Genomic DNA, 22,505 nt, shown 5'->3' with positions numbered 1-22,505 from the left:
TCGGGTGGTTTGATCGAGCGAACTTCATTTCGGTTCACGTACACTGCTTCTGGACCTCGAGGATCAATGAAATATTTTTGTCGGCCGAGATGCGCCAAATGCGGATTGCAGAGACCAGATACTCCAACGTGACGATCCATAATTATCTTCTAACGCCGCCATGGAAGCTTCGAGATCGCCGGGGCCATGCCGTAGCGCACGACAAGGATCCGTTCGTCTATGATCTCGATTGCGACGAGGATGAGCGGCTCGGAGAATGGCGGGCTATCTGGCTTGCACCCCAATCCCATCGCGGGATCAGAACATCTCGAAATATTCCCCCTGCTCCCAATCCGTGACATAGGACTGGAACCGGCCGATCTCGCTTCTCTTCGTCGATATGAAATGGTTCACCACGTCGTCTCCGAGCTTTGCACGGAAGAAGCTTGAGCTGTCGAGAGCCTCGACGGCCTCGTTGAGGTTCTTCGGCAGCGCCGGCTTGTCCGTCTGGGCATAGGGGTCGGACAGGGCGGGACCCGGATCGAGCTTGCGATCGATCCCGTCGAGGCCGGCATAGATCTGCGATGCCATGTAGAGATAGGGATTGGCGGCGGGTTCGCCGGAGCGGTTTTCCAGATGCGTCGCCGGATCGCCGATCCCGCCGACCAGACGCAGCATCGCGGCCTTGTTGTCATCCGACCAGATGGCGCGCTGGGGCGCCAGCGCGTTGCCGTTCAGGCGCTTGTAGCCGTTGATCGTCGGATTGGAAAACGCCGTTGCGGCCGGCGCATGTTCGAGCAATCCGGCGATGAAGCCGAGGCCGACCTCCGAAATACTGTCGGTTGCGGAGGAGAAGGCATTGATGCCGGACTGGCTGTGGCTCAGCGACTGATGGAGATGCCAGCCGGAGGAATAGACGTTCGGGAGGCCCGGCTTGGTCATGAAGCTCGCCAGCAATCCCATGCGGCGCGCGACCTGCTTGACGGTGGACCGCAGGAGGATCATGGCATCCGCCGCCTCGACATTGTTCAGCGGGTCGAGCGTGATTTCGACCTGTCCCGGACCCCATTCGCACTCTGCCGTACGCAGGGGGAGACCGACGTCCAGCAAGGCACGCCGCAGCGGCTTCAGAACGAATTCCATCTCGTCGCTGACGAATTCCGACATGTACTGGTAGCCATGGCGGATCGGGGAGACCGATGCGGGTACGGGAGGATGGCTACAGTTCTCAAGGCTGAGCTTGGGATCGTCGACCTTGAAGATGTGGCACTCCACCTCGACGCCGCCCACGAAGCCGTAGCCCCGCGCGGCCAGATCCGCACAGGCGCGCTGCATGCTGCCGCGCGGATCGAAGGGACAGCGGTCGCCGCTCTTCAGGTAGATATCGGACAGGATCCAGCCGGTCTTGTGCGCCCATGGCAGGACGCGAAAGGTCGATAGATCGGGAACCGCCAGCATGTCGCCCGCGCCGCCCATATCCTTGCGGCCGAAGCCGCCGTCCTCGGAGAACACGTTCTGAAAAATGAAGTTGGCGCTGTCCATCGCAAACAGGGCCGTGCCGAACGGCATGCCGTTGCGCGCGACCGAACGGAAATGCCCGGCTTCGACCGGCCGAATCCGCAGCTGGCCGTGGACATCGACAAAGGCGATGCGGATCACCTCCAGGTCGAGTTCGGCGATCCGGGCGACCAGAGCGCCAAGCGCTTCCTCGCGCTCCGGCGTCGCCAGTCCGATGCGTTCGACAAATCCGCTGCGCCCCACGGAATCCGTCTGCTTTCCGATCATTGCCTGTGGACGGGTAAGCTCGTTCATCTTCCTGTTCCCCTTCGTTGTTCTAGAGCGTGAAACTGTTGTTGTCCTGCGCGAGATCGGCGTCGTAGAGGCTGATGCGCTTGAGAACGATGCGCCAGGACGGTCCTTCCTTGCGCACGATGTAGCCGTTCCAGCCGGCCCTGGTTGACGGATGTCCCGCGAAATTGGTCTGGATGAGAAAGGTGCAGAGCACGTGCAGCGTGTTTTCGGTCGCGCCGGACCAATCGGCGCCCCGGAAAACCTCGATGTTGGAATAGAGATGGGCGGAGCGCGTCGGCGGGCTCTGCGAATAGGCCTTGCCGGTACCCAGCCGCTCCACACGCTCCTCCAGCCGGCGGCGGTCGTTGAACTCCCAACTCACCGCGGTCCACGGTGTCGAGATCGCGGTGTCCGCCGGTATCCAGTAGGCACAGTCCGGGGTGAACAGGCCGAGCCATTCCGGCAGTCTCTCCGCGTCGAGCAGCCGCGCTTCGGCATGGAGCAGGCGCGTCACGGCGGCAGTGTCGGCCGGGTCGGCGAGGCGCTCCGCCGGGATTTCGGCCAGCGCGCGCCAATCCTCGACGATCGCCTGCACCGCCTGATAATAGCTCAAGCCGAAATAGCCTTCTATATCCGTGCGGAGCGTTCTGGGTGTCGCAATCGTCTGGGGCATGGCCGATCTCCGGAAATCCATCAGGCTGTGAAAAGCGGGCTTTCGCCCATGATGCGGCGCCACGCGTCGAAGTAGGTCCGCTGGTGGAGATCCGACGAAACGGGTTCGCGCCAGTGTCCGTCGGTGTCGGTGTAGCCAGCCCCGGTCGTCATGTGCCGGCGCATGTCGATCCATTCGAGTTCGGGAACCAGGGTCATGCCCTGCTGGCAGGATTCGAACTGGGCGGCGTCGTCCACCTCCCCGAAGGACGGAAAGTCCTCCTGCATGCGCATGCGCGCAAGGTTGATGTCCGCGTCAGCGCCCTCCAGCGTCGTGGAGTACCATTTGACCAGCGTCCGGTTGACGGCTTGCGGTTCCAGAACCTGGATCTGGTTGCCGATGATCAGCAGGTTCGGAAAGATGTTGAGGTTCATGCCGGAGCCCGTGGAGGCGTCGAGCTTCGCGATAGCGGCGTCCTTCCCGTAGCGTTCCGTGATGACGGCCTCGACCTGCTCCCGGCTCGGATGCGGGTGCTGCCGTCCCCAGGCGCTGTCGGCGTGCATGGCCGGGCGCTGGTCCAGCATCGTGTGGCCATTGCCGAGCGCCTTGATGAAGAGGGGCGATGTATCGAAGTCTTGTTGATAATAGGCGAGATCGACATCGCCGTAGCGATCCTGGAACACCCGCAGCATCGATTCATGGGAAAACGGCGTGTGGTAGCCATCCGCCGCATTGTCGTAGACGCACTTCCAGTTGGTGTGGATGTTGAAATTCATCGCACCGGAGCGCACGACGATCGCCTGCCGGTCGCCGCGATCGATCCACGCGTCGAGTTGCTGCCGGGCGCCCGCCAGGTGATCGACCAGAGGGGGTACATCCTGCGCCATGCTGGCAAAGACGAAGCCGCGATAGGACTCCGTGTGCGCGGGCCTCGCCAGATCGAGCTCGCGCATGTCGAGATCCTCCCCGTAACCGGAGCGCAGCGGAACGGAGGTACAGCTTCCATCCGTACCGAAGGACCATGCGTGGTAGCCGCAGGTGAAGCGCTTCGTATTGCCCCGGGGCTTGCGACAGACCAGCGCGCCCCGATGGGTGCAGCGATTGATCAGGACAGCGACGTCGCCCTTTCGGGTCCGGGTCAGGATAACCGGTCGCCGGCCGATCTCACGGGTCACGTAGTCGTTTGGCGCGGGAACCTCGCTCTCGTGGCCGATATAGACCCAGGTCCTTCCAAACAGGGCGCGCATCTCCTGATCGAAGATCCTCGCATCGGTGTAGACGTCGCGATGGACGTAGCCGGACCGAAAATACCGATCAAAGCGGAGCGCCTCGGCTACGCCTGGCGGAGATAAACCTGTGTCCATGGATCGCCTTCCCTTCCTGTTTGCCTAAGGAATGTCCATGACTACCATTTGAGCATCCGGCTGCTCCAGCGGCTGGCGCTCGCAGAAAAGCCAGACGGATTTGCAGGAATGCAAGCCTTGCCGCCTACGGCCTGCCACGCTCCCCGCTATGCTGGGGGAATGGCAAACAGAGGGTCGTCGGAATGATCGAACGCTTTCCCGTCCGCATAGAGCGGATTAACCGCGAAACCGCGGACATCGTCAGCCTTGATCTCGTTTCGCACGATACCGGAGTGAAACTGCCACGCTTCGAGCCCGGCGCCCATATCGATGTCGATCTCGGCCCAAACCTCGTCCGGCCATACTCGCTGTGCGGCAACCCTGACGAGGAGGACGTTTACCGGATCGGCGTCCTGAAAGACCGGGCCTCACGCGGTGGGTCGGAGGCCGTTCACCGGCTGCATCCCGGTGATGTCCTGAAAATTGGCGCGCCTCGGAACCTGTTTCCGCTGGTTCGCGATGCGGACAGGGCCGTCCTGTTGGCCGGCGGCATCGGCATCACGCCCCTGCTGTCGATGGCGCATGCTCTCCACGCGCGGGGCGTGCCGTTCGGCTTGCATTATTTCACGCGGGACCGGCACTCGGCGGCATTTCTGCCGCTGATCGAAGCGGTTCCCTTCGCTGCGAACGTCACCTTCCACTTTTGCGACGAGACGAGTTCGGCGATGTTCGACGCGCGGCGTGACCTGCCGGCGCCTTCCGACGGACTGCATCTGTACACCTGTGGGCCGGAAGGCTTCATGGTGGCGGTAACGGCCTGCGCAAGAGCTCAAGGTTACCGGGACGACACAATTCACCAGGAGCACTTCCATCCTCTGAGCGTCGTCGGGGAGGAACAGGACCGGGAATTCACGGTCGTGGATGCTGCAACGGGACGGGAATATCGCGTTCCCAAGGGGCGCAGCATCGCCAGAGTTCTGGTCGAAGCCGGCCTCGATCTCGAGCTTTCCTGCGAACAGGGCATGTGCGGCACCTGTCTTGTCGATGTGCTGGAGGGCGAGCCCGAACATCACGATATCTATCAGACCGATGCGGAGAAGGCTTCGAACCTGCGCATCGCCGTCTGCTGCTCCAGAAGCCGCTCGACCCGCCTGGTTCTGGATCTCTAGGCATGTCGCGCAAAAATGTGCAGCGGTTTTGCGAGACCGAAGTGCGGCACATCAAGGACCGAAGGCAATTTGCGTTCTTCCTCTTTCATGCAAATTGCTTTCGTTTCTCCCGCAATGACGGCATCGTTCACCCCGGGGAAAAAGAACCATCCACCGGATGATCCGGATCGGCGCCTTCGGCCTCATCGTCATTCCCTGCGGTGTGCGCACCGTTCAGCAAAGGTCGGTAGTCCTTGAACCGTTCCACGAGGTAATCGACCAGCCGGCGCACCTTGGGTGCCTCGGCCGAGTCTTCCCGGATCACGATCCAGACGGGGATCCGGTTGCGGCCTCCGGTGACTGGGTATTCTTCCAGTTGCCGATCGCCGGCGCCGAGGAAGCGCGGAAGCAGCGCAAGGCCCATGCCCTCCCGGCACATCGCATGCAGCATCGGGTAATTGTCCGTGGAGCCGGCAAACACCAGTGGACGCTCCAATGAGAGAAACCACCGGTCCTCTGCAAGGCTGAAATCGTGATCGCGATGGGGAAATGCGGTTTCAGAACCACCAGATCGAGCGGTTTTGCGGTATCCTGCGCCAGAGACGACAGGTAGGGACGCGTGCCATAAACCGCGAAGTCCACATCCGCGACCTTCCGCAATTCATGCCGCCCGCGTTCCGGCCGTGCCATGCGAATGGCGATATCGACCCTGTCGGCGTCGAGATCGACGAAATGGGTTTCGGTCGTGACATCCAGCGAGATCCCCGGATGGGCCGCCGTGAAGCCAGCGAATTCCGGCGTGAGCAGTCGTCCGATGATGTCGATGACGGAGAGGCGGATCGACCCCGCACTCGATGAGCGCACGGCACTGTTGGCAAACCGCCGGGCCGCCGACTCCATCTCCTTGGCGGTTTCGAAAAGCAACTGGTGGTCCCCGCGAACGGTCAATATACCGCCGTCGCTGTCGAACAGCGGGCCGCCGACGATCTTTTCGAGCCTCTGGAGTTTCCGCCGGACGGTGGTCGAATCGAGGCCCAGCTGATGCGCCGCGGCCTCGAACTTCTGCAGCCGCGACAGAGCGAGGAAAACGCGAACCAGATCCCACGACACTATCTCCGGCATCGTGAACCTCTGTCTTGCAGGACTTCTTCGAAATTGCCGATGACAGACATGCGTCGCCTTTCAGGCAGGGCGATCTCCTAACCTAGGTCACCTGCCGCGACACCGTATAGCGGTTCTACTCCGTAATATCTCAAGGTCCCGATGTTCAGATGAAATCTGGTAGAAGAACGTGGATCGGGAAAGCATCATGAATGCACGCGCCCGTGTTGAGAAGAGTAACGTGTCCGGGTTTTCACAATTATGAAGCACAGGGGGCCTTATCGCAGCATTTTGCAGTCACTGCCGGTAGAGAAGACCAGAACCACACAGGCTGGGGAAAGCTTTGGCTTCCTCATCTATAGGGCGGTGCAGACCAAGGCACGCCGCAACGGTTACGTGGTCGGCCCTCTTCATTCCGAAGAGCAAGCTGAAGGGCGCTCGCCGCAAGATCTCGCAGGCTTAAACAAGTCTATCACGTGACCATGCCGGCGATAGACGAGCGCCGCAAACAACGCCACGGTGGAGCAAACTAGGCAAGCCTCGCAGCATGCTGAATTGCGATCGGAGTTCGTGCGCATCCTTTTGACAGTCGTCGTCCTTAAAAGGTGGCGATCGGCTGATCATGATGGATGCGGCGTCCGGCGTCGCAGTCGGTGCGCGGCATAAACTGGCATGTTTCCTGGTCGCCCCGTTGTTCGGGGATCACCTCATGACAATCGGCGATGGGAGGGCGTTTTTGTTGGAGCGCGTAGGTAAGGTCAGGAGCAAAGCCATGATGCTTTACGCCGAGGGACTTTTTGTCCCTGCCGAGACAGCGACTCGGCGTCCGTATTTTTGACGCTCCCGAAAGGCCGCAACCTTGAAACGGTTTCCGCAGAGGGCCTGACTGCACCAGCGGCGGCGGTGTCCCTTTGTTCGATCCTGAAACCAGATTGTGCAGGCCGGGTTTTCACATTGACGAATGTTGCCCCAATCGTCACCAGCGACCATCTCGGCGGCGGCAAGGGCAACGGGCGCCATGATTTGCGCGGCATCGGTCCACATACGACGATGCACCAGCTCCACCTCTCCGGTCGTGCCAGTCACGAGCTGACGTGTCATCCTGTCCGGCAGCAGCCAGCGGTTGATCAGTTGCAGATCTTCGATGCGCAGCGCCGAACGCCCCTCGGATGCCATCCGTCCAACCAGACTGCGAAACGCCTCACGCCAGACAACGGCTTCGCGCGCAATCGCATCCAGCGTCGCGGCATTCCACGTGGCGCGAATGTCTGCAGCGTCGCTTTTGGTGATTGCTCCGAACACTTCAAGCCAGTCCACCAGATCCGTGCCCGAACCTATCCAGTCTAGGACCTCTCCTTGGGGAGTAGCGACGGAATTGAGAAAATCAAGCGCCAGATGATCGCCAAGGGCAATGGCAGGCAGAGCCCGGCGCGCAACGGTGGTCGGAAGGGGGCGGTCGGCATCAGTCATGGCCGATGAGTAACCTAAAAAATTTGATTTGAAAAGTTACAGGGCATATGTAACCTAGGAAATAGTTATGTTAAAGGTTAAATGGAACCTGCTAACGGCATCATCTTCCTCTCGTTCCACAATGGGCCTTGCAGTTCTTGTCGGCAGCGGCTTGCTTGCCGCGACAACACCACGCTTTGCCGGAGCGGCAGATCTGGCCGCTTGCATCTACCAACGTTGCTGAGACTTTGAAATTTTTCGCCTAGCAGTCGCTGGTTGCGTTCTCCACTATGTAGCGGGCGTCGGAAAGTGACAGTCTGGACGGCACGTCCTCCGCCATCGCAAGTGATGGGGTCAGCGACAGCACGATGATGACCGCGCGCAAACAAAGATTGGTTTTCGAATTCATTTCAGTCGTCGTAGTTTGAAGGCCGCGCTCCTTAATACCAGTGGTAACTTTATAAATAAGCTTTAATAGGTTTCATCAAAACGTCATCGGCTGGATTGGCGGAGTGTCGATAACCGCAATTTCAGCCGGTCGGCGGCGAAATCGATAAAGACTCTGATCTTTTTCGGCACTGACCCTCGTTTGGGGTAGATGAGGCTCACCGGCCAGGCAGGCCCTTCAAACTCTTCCATGAAGGTTTCGAGACTGCCGGCCCGAAGTGCATCGTCAACCTGATAAGACAGGACCCGTGTCAGACCGAGACCGGATATCGCAGCATCGACGGCTGCTTCGGCCGTGTTGACGGTCAGCCGTGGATGGATATCGACGTGCTGATCCGCGTCCGCAGAGTGGAAAGTCCAGTTGCTGCCGCTCGTCAGCGTTTCGAAACTCACGCAGAAATGGTTCTCCAACTCATCCGGCCGGCTGGGGCGGCCATGCTGTGAAAGGTAATCGGGGCTGGCGCAAAGGACTTGGCGAAGTGTGCCGATGTTGCGGGCCGCAAGCCCGCTATCCCTGAGCGTGCCAATGCGCACGGCAAGATCGACATGCTCCTCTGCCAGGTCAACGATCCTGTCGGACTGGATCAGGCGGACCCGAATCTCCGGATACAGCTTCAGAAAGTCGGCGATGACAGGAAGCACGTGCAGCCGGCCGAACACAACAGGGGAGGTGATGATCAGGCTGCCTTTCGGCCGGGAAAATTCCCCACCCGCAACCCGTTCCGCTTCGGCGACGTCATCAAGGATGCGACGGCATGCATTGGCATAATCGAAGCCGACTTCAGTCGGCACCAGCCCGCGCCCTGCGCGCTGCAGCAATCGTGTCCCCAGATGAGCCTCGAGATCGGAAATTTTCCGGCTCAGCGTCGCCAGCGGCATGGACCGCGCGCGTGCCACTGCCGAAAGGCTGCCCCTTTCCATCACGTCGAGAAAGAGAGCCATGGCGTCCAGACGGTCCATTTGATGTTTTTAAGAAATGAGAGATCATGTTTCAAAAATACCGGATATTCCCGAAAAGTGGAAGGTGAGATGGTGCGGTCGTCGCTTGAACCTCAGGAAAGGCAAGACAATGACAAACATCGTAACGCCCGCCGATATTGCAAATGCGCCCGAAGCCTCTCGTCCGCTGCTGGAGCAGGTCAAATCCCAGTTCGGGAGCGTTCCCAACCTGTTTCGCGTGGTCTCCAACAGCCCTGCTGCGCTCGAAGGCTATCTTGCCATGTCCGGTGCGCTCGGCAAGGGCAGGCTTGCCGCCCAGACCCGCGAAGGGATTGCGCTTGCCGTGGCGCAAATCAATGGCTGTGGCTACTGCCTTGCGGCGCACACCTACATCGGAAAGAACCTGACAAAGATCGATGACGCCGAAATTGCAGCCAATCGCAGTGGCCGATCCAACGATGCCAAGGTGGATGCCGCTATCCGGTTTGCCGCCAAGGTCGCGGTTGAACGCGGTCATGTCACGCGCGAGGATGTCAGCGCCGTCAAGGCAGCCGGTTACGACGACGCGCAGATCGTCGAGATCGTCCAGCACGTAGCCCTCAATACCTGGACGAACTACATCAACGAAGTCGCCGGCACGGAAATCGATTTTCCCGCCGTATCCTGAAGCACTGAATGGAGGTCGGCCGGATATGGTGGCCGGCTTCCTCTTGAACCGGAGAGTGCTATGTCGCGTCCCCCTTTGCCGCCGTTTGATCAGGAAAGCGCTATCATCAAGGTCCGCAGGGCCGAAGATGCTTGGAACGGGCGTGATCCGGATGTCGTGTGTCTGGCCTACACGCCCGACAGCCGTTGGCGAAACCGCGCAGAATCTATCGAGGGCAGGGAGGACATTCGTGGCTTCCTTGCACGCAAATGGACCCGCGAACTCGATTATCGGCTGATCAAGGAACTGTGGGCCTATCAGGGCAATCGTATCGCAGTGCGGTTCGCTTACGAATGGCATGATCATTCCGGCCAATGGTTCCGGTCTTACGGAAACGAGAACTGGGAGTTTGATGGCGAGGGGCTGATGCGGCTGCGCATCGCCAGCATCAACGATCTGCCCATCCATTACGGTCAACGTGTCTTTCATTGGACGCTTGGTCCAAGGCCGCATGACCATCCGTCCCTCAGCGAACTGGGATTATGAAGGAGATTCGATCCATGCCCGAAGTCAGAAATCCTGTCCCCAGCGACGTCGCCTTCAGCTCTGCCGTAAAGGCTGCCCAGACAGAGAGGCATTCAAGGGCAATTTATGCACGCATGGAGGACAATGGCTCTTGGCCGGTGGACCTGTCACCCGATCTCGTCCGGTTCATCGAAAGCAGGAAAAGCGCATTTCTGGCAACGGCCAGCGCTGATGGACAACCCTATATCCAGCACCGTGGCGGTCCTGCTGGTTTTCTCAAGGTTCTCGATCGGCGTATGGTGGGTTTTGCCGACTACGCGGGCAATCGCCAGTATATCACCATCGGCAATCTGTCGGAAAATCCGAAGGCGCACCTGTTCCTGATTGACTACAATCTCCGTCAGCGCGTCAAGTTGTGGGGCAGAATTCGGGTCGTTGAGGGCGACCAGGATCTGATGACCCGTCTAACGCCGCCTGACTATCGGGCGAGGGTCGAGCGCGCCATGCTTTTTACGGTCGACACATGGGATGTCAATTGTCCGCAGCATATCCCGCATCTTGTGGAACCGGAGCCTTTGCAGGCTTTGATCGCTGAACGTGACCTCAAGATCGCTGCGCTGGAACGTGACATCGAGGACCTCAAGCGCCGGGTGCTACCCGTTCAGGAGTGAGGTCGCCAAACCAAATCTCATGGCTGTGTTCGGACGGCAAGCGGGCGAGACCGATCGTCAATAAACGGCGATGTGATGACGCTGCCCGGTTTCGATGTAACAGATCGCCTCTCCTGGACGAACTGTCCATCGTGGGCCGCTGCGGACCCGCTTGAGGCCAACTGCCCCTTGGACGTGAAAGCCAATTCATCGAGATGAGATGTCGACCATGCGTTTATCCGTTCTTGCCTTGCTGGCGATTGGGCTGGCTTCCCCAGCCATTGCCGAGGTTCCTTGCGGTGTGAAGACCGGCTGTCCGATACCCGGGGGCGCGTATCGCATCGCCTTTCCCGCGGACGGCGATGTGCGAGGCGCCTTCGTCTATTTTCACGGATGGAAGGGATCGGCGGATCTGCAAATGGAGCAACGTCCCCTGGTCGCCATGACACTTGCGCATCACCTCGCCTATGTGGCGGTCGATGGCATCGATGGCGGATGGTCCTTTCCCGGCAGTCCAAGCGCCCGGCGAGATGAAAAGCGATTTATCGGCGGCCTTTTCGATGATCTAAGGCAGCGGGAGCATTTTACGCCGGACCGGATCGTGATTGGCGGGTTCTCAATCGGCGCTTCGATGGCCTGGTACACAGCCTGCCAGCAGGGTGAGAAGGCGGCCGGTATGGTGACGTTCTCCGGCGTCTTCTGGGACCCGTTACCGAAGGCGTCCGATTGCGTTTCCGACGTCCCGCCCATGGTGCATTTTCATGGCAGCGCCGATACCACGTTTCCCTTGGCAGGGCGCGCCATCGGCAAGGCCTTTCATCAAGGTGATGCGTTTAAAAGCCTTGCCATCATGCGCCAGCGGTCGCAGTGCGATGTGACGCATGCCAGGCAGATTGTCGTAGGCGGCGTTGTCTGTGACGACGTTCCCGGTTGCCTTCGCGGTGACAGCATCATGTGTGTTCACAACCGCGGCCACGAGGCCGGTGCGGGCTGGCTCGACGCCGGCCTCACCGTTCTGGGATTCCCGAAATAATTCCTGCCGGGCGGGATGGGTAGATTTCGCCGCCCTGTAACGAACCGTCCCCGTCAGACGTATTGGATCATAGTGGAAAGGGCCACCACGCACTTTCAAAACGTCCCGGCGGCATTGTAGCGCCGGTATCCCACAGGAGCAGAGCGATGCTGAATTCGGTTGTCACGCCCAATAGGGGACATCCTGTCGTCTACCACTTTGCCGCAGGTGCTGCCGTCTGGGGACAGAAGATCACGCCGAGCATTGCACATCTGGTACAGAGCCAACGGCGGATTGCTATCGATTATGCGCGCATTGCGCCGGGGATCGTCTTCCAAGTTGTGTCCGGTCAGGTGATGACGCCCCATGTCATCGATCATTCTACCTTTCGGTTTCATGCCGACGCCGTCACGCTTCGCCATGCGATGAGCAGCCCTGAGGCGACGCCGGATGCCGTTCTTCGATGCGAGGTCGGGAATGCCTGCGCTCTCAGGCTGTGGGGTCGTGTTGCGACGCCGGAACAGGCCCCCCAAGAGGACCATCAGTCCCGCGATGGTTCCGTCATGACGGTTCCGATCATCTTCACCGTGACGTTCTGGGAGGTTTCCCGCTCTTCAGAAGCTCAGATCCGCAACCTGACACGGGAGGCCGCAGAAAAAGACAGCGTGATCCGGGAGCTCACAGGGAAAGTCGCACTTGCCATGTGTTCCCAATAGGTCCGGCTTCCTGGCCTGTCCCGCACGAACTCGTGATCGTGATGGATGTAACCTCTCCCCTTGCCACGGCGAAATAGGCGGGTGGTGATCATCTCATGAAAGGATTGAAAAATGACCGTCTTGTTACGTCAAATACTTCCGCTCGCCTCTGCTCTGACGCTTTCGCTGAGCGCCAACGTTTTCGCGCAAGAGATCTTCGCGACCGGAGGGGTCGCGATCAATGGTTATGATCCGGTCGCCTATTTTACCGATCATAAACCGGTAAAGGGCTCGGAAAAATACACGGCAAGTTATCAAGGTGCGACGTTCCGTTTCGCATCGGCAGCCCATCGAAACATGTCCACCGCCGATCCGGCACATTTCGTGCCGCAGTATGGCGGCTACTGCGCGTTTGGGACGGCTCAGGGACACAAGGCGACAACCGAGCCCCAGGCCTTCACGGTGGTGGGTAACAAGCTTTATCTCAATTACAACGACAGTGTCCTCAAGACCTGGCGACAGGATGTGAGCGGCAATATCGCGAAGGCCAATGCGAACTGGGAGACTGTCAGGGCACAGGCGGCGCCGTGATCCCTGCTGCACATGCAGGCAAACGCCCGTTCGCTGCGCGGATGGGCGTCCCTTCAAGCGACGTTATCGGATAGACCATGATCGCCTTGCACCGCCTTTCGCAGGAATGCTCCTTCCGGATCACGCCCAGCTTCAGGGCCGGCTCCCAGGATCGCCGGAGTGCCCCCGTCTCCGATCCCGATGCGTCGATCGATCCGCTGCCGGATGACGGTCGCACCGGTCGGGTAGCGGCATAGCCATGCGCTTCCTTTTGATCTTATGGGCTCTGATGGCGACGGCTGGCGGTGTGTCGGCTTCCGAAACGCCGTTGGCGTTCAACGACGCCTTCAAGCTGAGCGTCGGACGGGGAAGCATCGGCCAGATCCATCTGCACTGGCAGATGCCGCCCGGTTACTATCTTTATCGGCACATCGTTCCCGCCTGACGGCCCCGCCGTCCACGACGACGGCACACAGCAACGATATCGTCGATCGATTCCTCGTTCGCGGCGGAATACCCCTGTTGCTTGCAGCTTTTTTCGGCTTCGGCATCCTGTTGGCCTTCACCCCTTGCGTGTTTCGGCTCTATCCTATTCTGGCGGCAGCTCTCGCCCGTGAGGGAGAGCGCTGATCATCTTCGGAACGGCGGGTTCACAAGCGCTGCCGCGCGCCGGAGCCTGGATGGATGTGATCAAACAGGGTTTCGGCTTCGTTTTTTTGCCCTCGCGATATGGATGCCGAGCCGCTCATTCCCGGCGGACTGCTTCTCGGACTTTGGGCTTTAGGGGGACTGTCTGCCAGCATTTTCCTGGGCGTCCTCGACGCCGCCAAGGGGCGTTCGACACCCCTGCGCATGGGCCTGCAATCCCTTGGTCTTCTCTTGGCGGTGTATGCCGTCGTCCTCGTCGTCGGTGCGGTGGAACGGTCTCTGCTGGCACAGCCTGTTACCGGCGTCTCGTCTCGATCTTGGCGAGTTCATCGAGAATGTTCTGTCGATCCTGATCGACATGTGGCGGAGCCCGGTCAAAGCGGGCGGGCGTGGCGGACATTTTGAGCGGATTGCCGATCACGCGGATCGCTTTGCCATCGGTGGTTTGCATCGGCACGACCATATCACGCGCCAGCGTCTGCGGGTTGGAGACGACCTGATCGATGGTGGCAACGCGGCCCGCCGGGATCTCGACGGCGAGGAGGCGTCGTTCCCAATTTTCCGCGGTGTCGGCTCGCAGCGCCTCGGTCACCAGCAGATCCAGTGCATCGACATGAACGACGCGGTCGCGATTGCGCCTGAAGCGCGTGTCTTCGGCCAGTGAAGTCGCACCGATTGCCGCGCAGAACCGCGCGAACTGCTGGTCGTTGCCGACCGCGATGGCAATTTCGCCGTCCGCCGTTGCAAAGGTCTGATAGGGCGCAATATTCGGGTGCCGGTTGCCGATACGGCCCGGCACCTTGCCCGATACGAGATGATTTGTGGCGGCATTGATGAGCCAGGCGACTTGCGTGTCGTAAAGGGCAAGGTCGATATATTGGCCTTCACCGGTGCGGTCGCGATGACGAAGGGCCGCAAGGATGCCGACACTCGCATACATGCCGCACATGACATCCGCGATGCCAAGCCCGACCTTGACGGGGCGTCCGCCGGCAGCGTCACTTTCCCCGGTAATGCTCATGATGCCGCCCATGGCCTGGACGAGGAAATCATATCCTGTGCGTTCGGCATAAGGGCCGGTCTGGCCGAAACCGGAGATCGCGCACCAGACGATATCGGGTTTCACGGCCCGGATATCCTCAAAGCCAAGTCCCCGCCGATCCAGATCGCCAGGCTTGTAGTTCTCGACGACCACATCCGAGATCGCCGCCAGCCGCTTGATGAGGGTGACGCCCTCGTCGCTGGCAAGATCGATGGCGATCGATCGTTTGTTGCGGTTGGCCGAAAGGAAATAGGCGCTGAGGTCACTGTCATTGCCATCGGCATCGCTGACGAAGGGCGGTCCCCAGCTTCGCGTATCGTCGCCGACATCCGGGCGCTCGACCTTGATGACATCAGCGCCGAGATCGGCGAGCAATTGCGTCGATGTGGGTCCTGCCAGAATGCGCGAGAGGTCGAGGATGCGCACCCCGTCGAGGCTGGCGGCGCGTCGGATTTCGGTCATCGGGGCCTCATGATTTCCAGGGAGAGCTTTTGAACCAACGGACGAGATAGGCGGTCGCAATCATCGTACAGAACCCAAACAGATTGCCGGCGATCTCTGCCGGGACGGTTCGGCCGGCGTGGTCGAGCGCGATGCCGATGGGGTGGGCGATGACCATGCCGGTAAGGAACACGGCAAGCGATTGTTGCCCCACCACCGTCAGCACGCGCACGATGCGACCGCGCAGACGTTCGCCTTTCCGACCCGCCAGTTGCACCGCGATATAGCAGAGCGCCAGAAAGTGCACGAAGCGCAGCAGCCCGAAATTCGTCTTGTCGGTGAGGGGGGCGAGTTTTGCCGCCGCCATCTGGAAGAAGGGATGAACGTCCTGAAAGCGCACCCAGGCAAACGGCACGGTGAGAACCACCACCGCGATTGCCAGCGCCACCAGCCTGCGATCGTAAGCGGGCGACGGCAGATTGCCGCGCATCAGAAAATAACCGGTGAAAAACAGCAACTGCCAACCGAAAGGATTGAAGAACCACTGACGATCCGACCACGGTTCGGCCGGAAGCCCCGTCAGGCCGAACTGGGTCGCCGACCATAAGCCGATCATGAGGAAAAAGGGCAGGTGCCGATGGGCTTTCGACGCAAGGATCATGACCGGCATCAGTGCGAGAATGACGATATACATCGGCAGAATATCGAAATAGTTCGGCACGTAGGTGAGCGTCAGCAGGCCCGCGAGGAGGTTCCCGGGATCCCTCATGAAGGGTACGAGATTGAGGCTTTCGACATAGGTGACGCCGTCGTAGCGCGTTCCCGCGACCACCATGATGGCCGTGACGACGATAAAAACGACGATATGCGCCCAGAAGATCTGCCAGATGCGCTGGGCAACGCGGGCAAAGAGGATCAGCGCGCCGCTTCGATCGAACGTCGATCCAAAGGCGATCGCCGATGCCATTCCCGACTGGAAAACGAACATCTCCGTCGCGTCGGAAAAACCGAACCGCGCCGGTATCCAGAGCGCCCAGCCGTCATCGGGGATATGCGCCAAGAGAATGATCAGCATGCCGATGCCGCGGAAAAAATCGAGCCGCGGATCGCGGGGACGTTTGATCGTCTGAGCGAGAGGACCGCCTGCCGGGGCCGGATCAGAAGGCGCCATCATAGGCGCTGGCGTCGAACCGGCAGGCGATGAGGGTGAAGGTTGTGCGCCTGCGGGCGGCCTCAAGCGCGTTACGGAGGTCATTACTCGTCTCCACATGAATGCCATAGCCGCCAAAGCCGCGCGCGACCATGGCAAAATCCGTCTCGCCAAGCACGACGCCGGCGCTTTGAAGACCGGCGGACGCCTGTTTCAGGGCAATCAGCGCCAGACTGCGGTCCTGGAAAAGCACGATGACGATCGGCAGGCCGAGATCGCGCAGCGTCGCCAGTTCGCCGATACCCATCTCAAGGCCACCGTCGCCCATTACGGCAAACACCTGACGGGAGGGGTCGGCGACCTTGGCGCCGATCGCCAGGGGCAACGCCGCGTTCATCGTGCAGAGGCCCGATGATTGCAGCAGGGATGTCGGGCGTTGGGCGATCCATTTCTGCGATAACAGGATCCGGTGTGCACCGCTGTCGACCGTGACGACAGCTTCCGGATCGACCGCCGCGTTGAGCGCGTCGATGATCGCATGCGGCCCCCAAGGGGACCTAGTGGCAAAGATGCGCGTCAGTTCGGCCTTCGTTTTGAAGGGCTCACCGCCGGGCCACGTCGTCCGATCGACAAGCCCCGCCGACAGCGCCTGCAAGAACGCGCGTGGCGCCGTCTGGATCACCTGTTCTGCATGGTGCATGGCGTGATCGGCTGTCGCCGTCGTGATCTCCACCAGAATCTGGGGATTGCGCACGAAATCCAGCCAGCCGAGCCGCATCTCGATCGGATCGTAGCCGACCAGAAGGATCAGGTCCGACATCCCCAGGAGATCGAGCAGGAGGCGATCGGCAAGCGGCGACAGGCCTGCTCCGCCCAGCGCCAGCGGATGGTCTTCGGCAATGAGACCCTTTGCCTTGTAGGTCGTGATCACGGGCGCACCGATCGTTTCCGACAGATGCCGAAGAGCCGGGCCGGCATGATCGCGCACGGCCTCGAGACCCGCGAGAATGAGCGGCCGTTGTGCAGCAGCGATCCGTTCAGACAGCATCCGCACGGTTTGATCCGACGTCGCCACCGTTGGCCTCAGGCGGTGGGGTGGCGATACGATCCCGGCACTTGGCGACAATGCGGCCGCACTGGCGGGGGAGAGGTCGAGATGTACAGGCCCCATCGGCTCGCTCAGCGCCAGTGCAACCGCGCGCGCGACGGTGGCAGAGGCGCTTTCCGGCTCGACCTCGAAAGAGGCTTTGACAAGGGGACGAAGCAATTGGGCGTGGTCGATGACCTGGTGGGTGTAACGCGCGCGCGTTGCCCGATCGACAATGCCGGAGATGACAAGCAACGGCACCCGCTCCTGTGCGGCATCGGCAATGCCGTTGACGGCATTGGCCAGTCCGGGGCCGACCGTCGTGACAAGAAGCTGCGGGCTTTGCGTCATCGCGCTCGCGCCGGCCGCCATGATGGCCGCAGCCGTCTCATGACGGGCAAGGTGGAAGGCAATGCCGGCCGCCTGCAGGCCGTCGATCAGGGTCACCACCTCTCCACCCGGCATGCCGAACGCATGCCGGACCCCATGGGCATGAAGGGTGCGGGCCACGATGTCGGCCACTCTCGGCGTGGCGGGGATATCAAGGGTCACGATGCTGTCTCGCAGGGTTTGGCCGCCGAATGTCATCGGTGGAACGGGATCTGGAAATCGCGGGCCTGCCCGCCGGATGATCGGTCGGGCAGGCCTCCTCAACGACCGGTCAGCGTTCGATCTGGCGGATGACAAACGCGACAACCGTGCCGAACAGAATGTGGCCGACCAGGGATGCCCAGGTCAAAGGGACGAAGCCGAGGAAGGCCGGCTGGCCACCGAAGAGATGGGCCATGACGTAGAGCGCGAAGACCCAGAGCCCGACGCCGAACCCCATGCCCGTCAGCAACAAGGGCAGTGTGGGGAACATCAGCCGCTGCAAAGGTCGTGCGACAAAGAGATAGCCGATCGGATAGAAGAGGATGCCGACGATGGCATGGATGGCTTCGGCAGCCAGCAGATTGTTGAAGCCGAACACCGACTGGACGAGGGCTGCCGGCTCCAGTGGGCCGCCGATCCAGAGCGGCGTGACCAGCCGCGCCCAGATCTCCCAGGTGATATCGGCTGCCAGGCCCGACAGGATGATCGAGCGCCCGAGGCTGGGCCGGATTTCCGGAAAGATACGGCTTTTCTGCATTTCCATCATGGACATTGTGGCTTTCCTTCTTGGCGTTGACGCTATGCGGACAGTCGAATGCTGACCGAGTGTTCGATGGATCTGAAAAGGCGGTCCTGCGCTTTCAGGCGTTGCCGGATCTGTCCGATGCGTGTGACACCGGCCCTGTCGCCGCCCGTCCCGACCGCCTTGGCAAGGGCAAGCACGAAGAAATCGCGCTGGGCGTTGCTGCCACCGATCCTGGGAAGATTGGTCACCATCCGCTCGAGCATGCGGCGGTCGGCAGATCGATCGAGACCGGCCAGAATCCTCGCCATCGGGATGCCGATCTCGGCGGCGACGCGAGCCTGATCGTCCGTGCCGAGCGCTTTGGCTTCGATCTGGGCCACGAGTTCGGCTGCGCCCTCCTGTTCGCCGACCGCAATCATGGCCGCGAGATTATGCAGAGCGGCAAAGATCAGGGTCGTGTCGGACCGGCGACGGTAGGCGATGTCCGCGACATCCGACCAGCGATCGCCAACGTGAACGCCGGATTGCTGCATGCGCCATAACAGCGAGATGGCATTGGCCATGTCACGGAAATCGTCGGTTTGCTGCGGGCGGACCTCGTCGTCGTAAATCTGCAGAACGCGGCCATGGTCGCCACGTTCGAGATGCAGAAGCGCCAGATGCCAGGCCATGTGAAACGAAAAATTGTTGCAGCGGGACCACGATTTTCGACCCCTTTCGAGCCAATCGATGCCCTCGAGCGTATCGCCACGCATCTCGAAGACATGCGAAACCGCATGCAGCCCCCAGGAATCATCGGGCTGCAGCGCGACGGCGCGCTGCCCTATGGTCAGAGCCTCGCCGTAGCGTCCATGCTCTTCGAGGGAAAAGGCATGGCAGCCCAAGACAAAACCTGCCGCCGGCGATTCAAATGTCAGTCGATCGACAGCGCGGGTGCTTGCATCGAGCATGCCAGCGGCATCGCCCAGCATAAAACGCAGGGCTTGGGAAATCTTGAAGGGAAGAAAAGGGGTTGGGCTATCCTCGAAGCCGTGATCGAGAAGATCGGCGGCCTGATGAAAGGCGCCGCGAGCGGCAAATTCGAGGGCCTTAACCAGAATACGTTCGTCGCCGGACCCACCGCCCTTGATCGCCAACGCCGCCCGGGCATCGCCAAGTGCGGCCGCGGCCGGAACGTCGAGCTCGGAGCGCGCCAGGATCAGGTTTGCAAAGCCCTTCAGAACATGACCGGCGACGTGGTTCGGATCAGCCTTGAGAGCCGACTGAATGGCAGCCCCCGCGGTGGGGCGATGCGCCGCCAACCCGAAGACCGCAGTCTCGAATGCTCTCTGTGCCTCGTCGCTATTCGTGCTGGTCACCAGACCATAAGCATCGCGTCTCATTCGTTTGCTCCTTCAGGCGGGGACGTCGATAGCGACCGGAGGAGGTGGCTGCACGCGTCTGACAATGCACAATACGGTTGAGAGGAGCGGTTCGTTACAGCCGGTTTTTCATTTTCGAGCGGCGCTCATAAAATTTCCCGACGTTCGGTCACATGCGTGTAAACGGTTCAAAACACTTGAAGCAAAACCACGCGACTTCGAGAATGCGACAGGCTGTGCGATGTACTGTACCGGCCGGATTGCGGAGGGGTGTTGTGGCAGATCGCGTTGGCCGTCGTCAGGAATTCGGGATGACCGAGGCGGACCGCATTTGCGTCAGGCACGATTGAAGGGCGTTGGGAAAAGCCAGCAGTCGGCCTGCCCGCACCAGCGGGAGCAAGTGCTTTCCCTGGAGGTGACAAACGCCGCGCAGGCGCTGTCTGCCGAATGTTGGCAAGGCGATACGGGCAAGGGCCGGCGCGTGCCGGCACGGCTGGACACGTCCGGTCGACCGTCCGTGCATTCAGCGGGATGCCGTTCCTGCTTTTCGCGCCACCCGCCGCCTCTCCATCATGATCGGCCGGTATGCTCGATAGAGGATCATCGCGATCAGCAAACCGATATAGATAAACTGCTCCAGCGACAGAATCTTGGTAGACAGCGCGAAATGCAGGGCACTGGAGGCCGCGACGACAGAGATCAGGCGATGCAGCCAGATCCATTTCTTGCCCAGGCGTCTGATCGCGAAGGTGTTCGATGTCACGGCGAGCATCAGCAGCATCACGAAGCCCGCCATGCCGAACATGATGAACGGCCGCCTCAGCACGTCGTTGATGACGGTCTGCACCTCAAGCGCCTGATCGAGAACGATGTAGACGGTCAGATGCATCAGCGCATAGTAGAAGCAGAGCAAACCGAGGGCTCGGCGATAGCGCAGATAGTTCCAGCCGAAGAGATCCCGAAGTGGCGTGATCGCCAGCGTCAGCAGCAGAAAGCGGACCGCCCAAAGTCCGAGGAACAGCTCGAAGGTCTTGATCGCATCGGCGCCGAGTTGGTCGGTGGCGCCGAGATAGAATGTCCATCCCGCCGGCAGCAGCCCGATGAAATAAAGCCCCCAGACCGAAGCCGGTTGCCAACGTTTCGGCAGAGCGAATGACGAGATCATCAGAAGTTGGCTTTCAGATCCATGCCGCTATACAGGCTGGCGACCTGATCGCCATAGCCGTTGAAAGGCAGGGTAGGGTGGCGGCTGGCACTGAAGAATCCACCTTCGCCAATGCGCCGTTCAGTGGCCTGGCTCCAGCGCGGATGATCGACTGCAGGATTGACGTTTGCATAGAAGCCGTACTCTTGGCTGTTGGCCGCCTGCCAGGTGTTGACAGGCTGTTTGTCGGTGAGCGTGATGCGCACGATCGACTTGATGCCCTTGAACCCGTATTTCCACGGAACGACGAGGCGGATCGGTGCGCCATTCTGAGGGAGCAGCGTCTCGCCGTACAGCCCGACCGCGAGCAGGGTCAGCGGGTTGCGGGCTTCGTCAAGGCGCAGCCCTTCGACATAAGGCCAGTTCAGGGATTGAAAGGCGCCCGCTTGACCAGGCATCTCCGAAGGCCGCACGATGGTCTCGAAGGCAACGAACTTGGCGCTGCCAAGCGGCTCCACCTTGTCGAGCAGCGCCGCCAGCGGAAAGCCGTCCCAGGGAATGACCATCGACCAGGCTTCGACGCAGCGCATCCGATAGATGCGCTCTTCCGGCGGGAACGCCTTGATCAGCGCCTCGATGTCGAATGTTTGCGGTTTGCCGACCATGCCATCGACCGTGATCGTCCACGGGCTTGGCTTGAAGTCGCCGGAAAGCGCGGAAGGGTCACTCTTATCGAGGCCGAACTCGTAAAAATTGTTGTAGGTCGTCACGTCCTTGATCGGCGTCAGTTTCTCCTTGACGGTATAATCCGTCTTCGTAGCGTTCAGCGTACCGGCGAATGCGCCCCTGCCGCTCGCAACCGTGATCCCGGCGCCGGCCAGGGCCGTTCCGAGGAATTCTCGACGCTTGAGATAGACCGGGCGCGGTGTAATTTCGGAAGAGGAAATGTGCGGCGGGCGATAGATCGACATCGAAACGTCCTTGCTGGAAATGGCTCTGTTTCCAGTCTTACGTAGGAGACACCGCCGGTGTTACAGGGTCCCTCGATAAAATTTGTCCCGAATGGGAACAGGAGCGTCCTTCCGGTCCTGGCCGCGACATCCCTGCAGCTTGCGGAGGGAAAGCCCCCGTCATCACGAAGACGTTACCCGGGGACCCGTAACGAACGTCAGGACATTGGCGAATCTGTTTCGCGCTCAACGAGAGCGTCAAAGCAATATGGAGATCGCAATGTCTGTGAAAACTGCAATCAATTCGGTGGTGCTCGCGGGCGCTATAACCACCGCTCTCGCTTCGATGGTCAGCGCTGGACCGCTCACGAAGGCCGAAGCCAAAGCGGCTGTTGCCGCGCATAAGGAAAAGTGCTTCGGCATTGCCCTCAAAGGGCAGAATGATTGTGCCGCCGGTGCCGGTACTTCCTGCCAGGGCACTTCGACCGTCGACTTTCAGGGCAACGCGTGGAAGTTCGTCCAAGGCGGCACTTGCACCTCGATTGTTCTGCCGAACGGCCATCATGGCTCTCTGAAGGCCATTTAATCTCGCATGCGACAGCAATGACCAGTTGGAGG

Annotated in this window: 24 protein-coding genes and 1 pseudogene; 10 read left to right on the top strand and 15 right to left on the bottom strand. The window is 60.6% G+C overall.

Annotation, left to right across the window (positions count from 1 at the left end):
- Positions 1 to 297: 297 nt before the first annotated feature.
- Genes GA0004734_RS20980 through GA0004734_RS20970 form a run of 3 tightly spaced genes read right to left on the bottom strand, consistent with a single transcriptional unit; the run spans position 298 to position 3,786 of the window.
- Positions 298 to 1,791, bottom strand: coding sequence for a glutamine synthetase family protein (locus tag GA0004734_RS20980; protein WP_245292565.1), 1,494 nt, complete (start codon positions 1,789 to 1,791; stop codon positions 298 to 300).
- 22 nt (positions 1,792 to 1,813) lie between these two features.
- A complete protein-coding gene (locus tag GA0004734_RS20975) occupies positions 1,814 to 2,443 on the bottom strand; it encodes an aromatic-ring-hydroxylating dioxygenase subunit beta (RefSeq protein ID WP_175386598.1) in 630 nt (209 codons plus the stop codon).
- Positions 2,444 to 2,463: 20 nt separating this feature from the next.
- Complete coding sequence (locus GA0004734_RS20970; RefSeq protein WP_092937617.1) at positions 2,464 to 3,786, bottom strand: aromatic ring-hydroxylating oxygenase subunit alpha; 1,323 nt, start codon at positions 3,784 to 3,786, stop codon at positions 2,464 to 2,466.
- Between the two features lie 182 nt (positions 3,787 to 3,968).
- On the opposite strand from GA0004734_RS20970, the gene GA0004734_RS20965 reads away from it, so the two are divergent.
- Complete coding sequence (locus tag GA0004734_RS20965) at positions 3,969 to 4,934, top strand: PDR/VanB family oxidoreductase (protein ID WP_092937615.1); 966 nt, start codon at positions 3,969 to 3,971, stop codon at positions 4,932 to 4,934.
- Between the two features lie 127 nt (positions 4,935 to 5,061).
- On the opposite strand, the gene GA0004734_RS26730 is transcribed toward GA0004734_RS20965, so the two are convergent.
- The 5 genes and pseudogenes from GA0004734_RS26730 to GA0004734_RS20945 all read right to left on the bottom strand — a co-directional run bounded on the left by GA0004734_RS26730 (position 5,062) and on the right by GA0004734_RS20945 (position 8,870).
- Positions 5,062 to 5,394 (bottom strand): LysR substrate-binding domain-containing protein, encoded by a 333-nt coding sequence (locus tag GA0004734_RS26730; RefSeq protein WP_280949520.1) that lies wholly within the window; start codon positions 5,392 to 5,394, stop codon positions 5,062 to 5,064.
- 80 nt (positions 5,395 to 5,474) lie between these two features.
- Positions 5,475 to 6,035 (bottom strand): annotated as a pseudogene (locus tag GA0004734_RS26725) (LysR family transcriptional regulator); the annotation flags it as partial.
- 759 nt (positions 6,036 to 6,794) lie between these two features.
- Complete coding sequence (locus GA0004734_RS20950) at positions 6,795 to 7,484, bottom strand: CGNR zinc finger domain-containing protein (RefSeq protein ID WP_092937611.1); 690 nt, start codon at positions 7,482 to 7,484, stop codon at positions 6,795 to 6,797.
- Between the two features lie 241 nt (positions 7,485 to 7,725).
- Positions 7,726 to 7,872, bottom strand: coding sequence for a hypothetical protein (locus GA0004734_RS26130; protein WP_175386595.1), 147 nt, complete (start codon positions 7,870 to 7,872; stop codon positions 7,726 to 7,728).
- Between the two features lie 83 nt (positions 7,873 to 7,955).
- Complete coding sequence (locus GA0004734_RS20945; protein WP_092937609.1) at positions 7,956 to 8,870, bottom strand: LysR family transcriptional regulator; 915 nt, start codon at positions 8,868 to 8,870, stop codon at positions 7,956 to 7,958.
- Positions 8,871 to 8,979: 109 nt separating this feature from the next.
- Here GA0004734_RS20945 and GA0004734_RS20940 point away from each other — a divergent pair, with 109 nt between their 5' ends.
- From GA0004734_RS20940 to GA0004734_RS20910, 8 genes are all read left to right on the top strand, one after another.
- Complete coding sequence (locus GA0004734_RS20940; protein ID WP_092937607.1) at positions 8,980 to 9,516, top strand: carboxymuconolactone decarboxylase family protein; 537 nt, start codon at positions 8,980 to 8,982, stop codon at positions 9,514 to 9,516.
- Between the two features lie 60 nt (positions 9,517 to 9,576).
- Entirely contained in the window at positions 9,577 to 10,041 is a 465-nt protein-coding gene (locus GA0004734_RS20935; protein ID WP_092937605.1) for a nuclear transport factor 2 family protein, read from the top strand.
- A gap of 14 nt (positions 10,042 to 10,055) precedes the next feature.
- Complete coding sequence (locus tag GA0004734_RS20930) at positions 10,056 to 10,691, top strand: pyridoxamine 5'-phosphate oxidase family protein (RefSeq protein WP_092937603.1); 636 nt, start codon at positions 10,056 to 10,058, stop codon at positions 10,689 to 10,691.
- Positions 10,692 to 10,890: 199 nt separating this feature from the next.
- Entirely contained in the window at positions 10,891 to 11,703 is an 813-nt protein-coding gene (locus GA0004734_RS20925) for an alpha/beta hydrolase family esterase (RefSeq protein ID WP_245292564.1), read from the top strand.
- Between the two features lie 146 nt (positions 11,704 to 11,849).
- Complete coding sequence (locus GA0004734_RS20920) at positions 11,850 to 12,398, top strand: hypothetical protein (RefSeq protein ID WP_092937601.1); 549 nt, start codon at positions 11,850 to 11,852, stop codon at positions 12,396 to 12,398.
- A gap of 111 nt (positions 12,399 to 12,509) precedes the next feature.
- Positions 12,510 to 12,968, top strand: coding sequence for a YHS domain-containing (seleno)protein (locus tag GA0004734_RS20915; protein WP_092937599.1), 459 nt, complete (start codon positions 12,510 to 12,512; stop codon positions 12,966 to 12,968).
- A gap of 77 nt (positions 12,969 to 13,045) precedes the next feature.
- Positions 13,046 to 13,204: a hypothetical protein gene (locus GA0004734_RS26125; protein WP_175386594.1), complete on the top strand. Its 159-nt coding sequence runs from the start codon at positions 13,046 to 13,048 to the stop codon at positions 13,202 to 13,204.
- Positions 13,205 to 13,236: 32 nt separating this feature from the next.
- A complete protein-coding gene (locus GA0004734_RS20910) occupies positions 13,237 to 13,392 on the top strand; it encodes a protein-disulfide reductase DsbD domain-containing protein (RefSeq protein ID WP_175386592.1) in 156 nt (51 codons plus the stop codon).
- 498 nt (positions 13,393 to 13,890) lie between these two features.
- On the opposite strand, the gene GA0004734_RS20905 is transcribed toward GA0004734_RS20910, so the two are convergent.
- The 7 genes from GA0004734_RS20905 to msrP all read right to left on the bottom strand — a co-directional run bounded on the left by GA0004734_RS20905 (position 13,891) and on the right by msrP (position 21,908).
- Positions 13,891 to 15,099: a CaiB/BaiF CoA transferase family protein gene (locus tag GA0004734_RS20905; protein ID WP_092937595.1), complete on the bottom strand. Its 1,209-nt coding sequence runs from the start codon at positions 15,097 to 15,099 to the stop codon at positions 13,891 to 13,893.
- Positions 15,100 to 15,106: 7 nt separating this feature from the next.
- The gene (locus GA0004734_RS20900; RefSeq protein WP_280949526.1) at positions 15,107 to 16,249 is read right to left on the bottom strand and encodes an OpgC family protein; all 1,143 of its coding nucleotides are present in this window, start codon (positions 16,247 to 16,249) and stop codon (positions 15,107 to 15,109) included.
- A complete protein-coding gene (locus GA0004734_RS20895) occupies positions 16,236 to 17,867 on the bottom strand; it encodes a thiamine pyrophosphate-binding protein (protein WP_245292562.1) in 1,632 nt (543 codons plus the stop codon). Before GA0004734_RS20895 ends, GA0004734_RS20900 begins: the two co-directional genes overlap by 14 nt.
- A 109-nt stretch (positions 17,868 to 17,976) precedes the next feature.
- Positions 17,977 to 18,459: a hypothetical protein gene (locus tag GA0004734_RS20890; RefSeq protein ID WP_092937589.1), complete on the bottom strand. Its 483-nt coding sequence runs from the start codon at positions 18,457 to 18,459 to the stop codon at positions 17,977 to 17,979.
- A gap of 26 nt (positions 18,460 to 18,485) precedes the next feature.
- The gene (locus tag GA0004734_RS20885) at positions 18,486 to 19,814 is read right to left on the bottom strand and encodes a tetratricopeptide repeat protein (protein ID WP_092937587.1); all 1,329 of its coding nucleotides are present in this window, start codon (positions 19,812 to 19,814) and stop codon (positions 18,486 to 18,488) included.
- Between the two features lie 502 nt (positions 19,815 to 20,316).
- On the bottom strand, positions 20,317 to 20,958 hold the full coding sequence (msrQ, locus tag GA0004734_RS20880) for a protein-methionine-sulfoxide reductase heme-binding subunit MsrQ (RefSeq protein WP_092937585.1): 642 nt from the start codon (positions 20,956 to 20,958) through the stop codon (positions 20,317 to 20,319).
- A complete protein-coding gene (gene msrP, locus GA0004734_RS20875; RefSeq protein ID WP_092937583.1) occupies positions 20,958 to 21,908 on the bottom strand; it encodes a protein-methionine-sulfoxide reductase catalytic subunit MsrP in 951 nt (316 codons plus the stop codon). The genes msrQ and msrP overlap by 1 nt, the downstream gene beginning before the upstream one ends.
- 259 nt (positions 21,909 to 22,167) lie before the next feature.
- Here msrP and GA0004734_RS20870 point away from each other — a divergent pair, with 259 nt between their 5' ends.
- Positions 22,168 to 22,473 (top strand): BufA1 family periplasmic bufferin-type metallophore, encoded by a 306-nt coding sequence (locus GA0004734_RS20870; RefSeq protein ID WP_092938249.1) that lies wholly within the window; start codon positions 22,168 to 22,170, stop codon positions 22,471 to 22,473.
- Positions 22,474 to 22,505 lie beyond the last annotated feature (32 nt).

The organism is Rhizobium sp. 9140 (genome assembly GCF_900067135.1).
Taxonomy (GTDB): domain Bacteria; phylum Pseudomonadota; class Alphaproteobacteria; order Rhizobiales; family Rhizobiaceae; genus Ferranicluibacter.
This window is presented reverse-complemented; position numbering and strand designations above follow the sequence as displayed.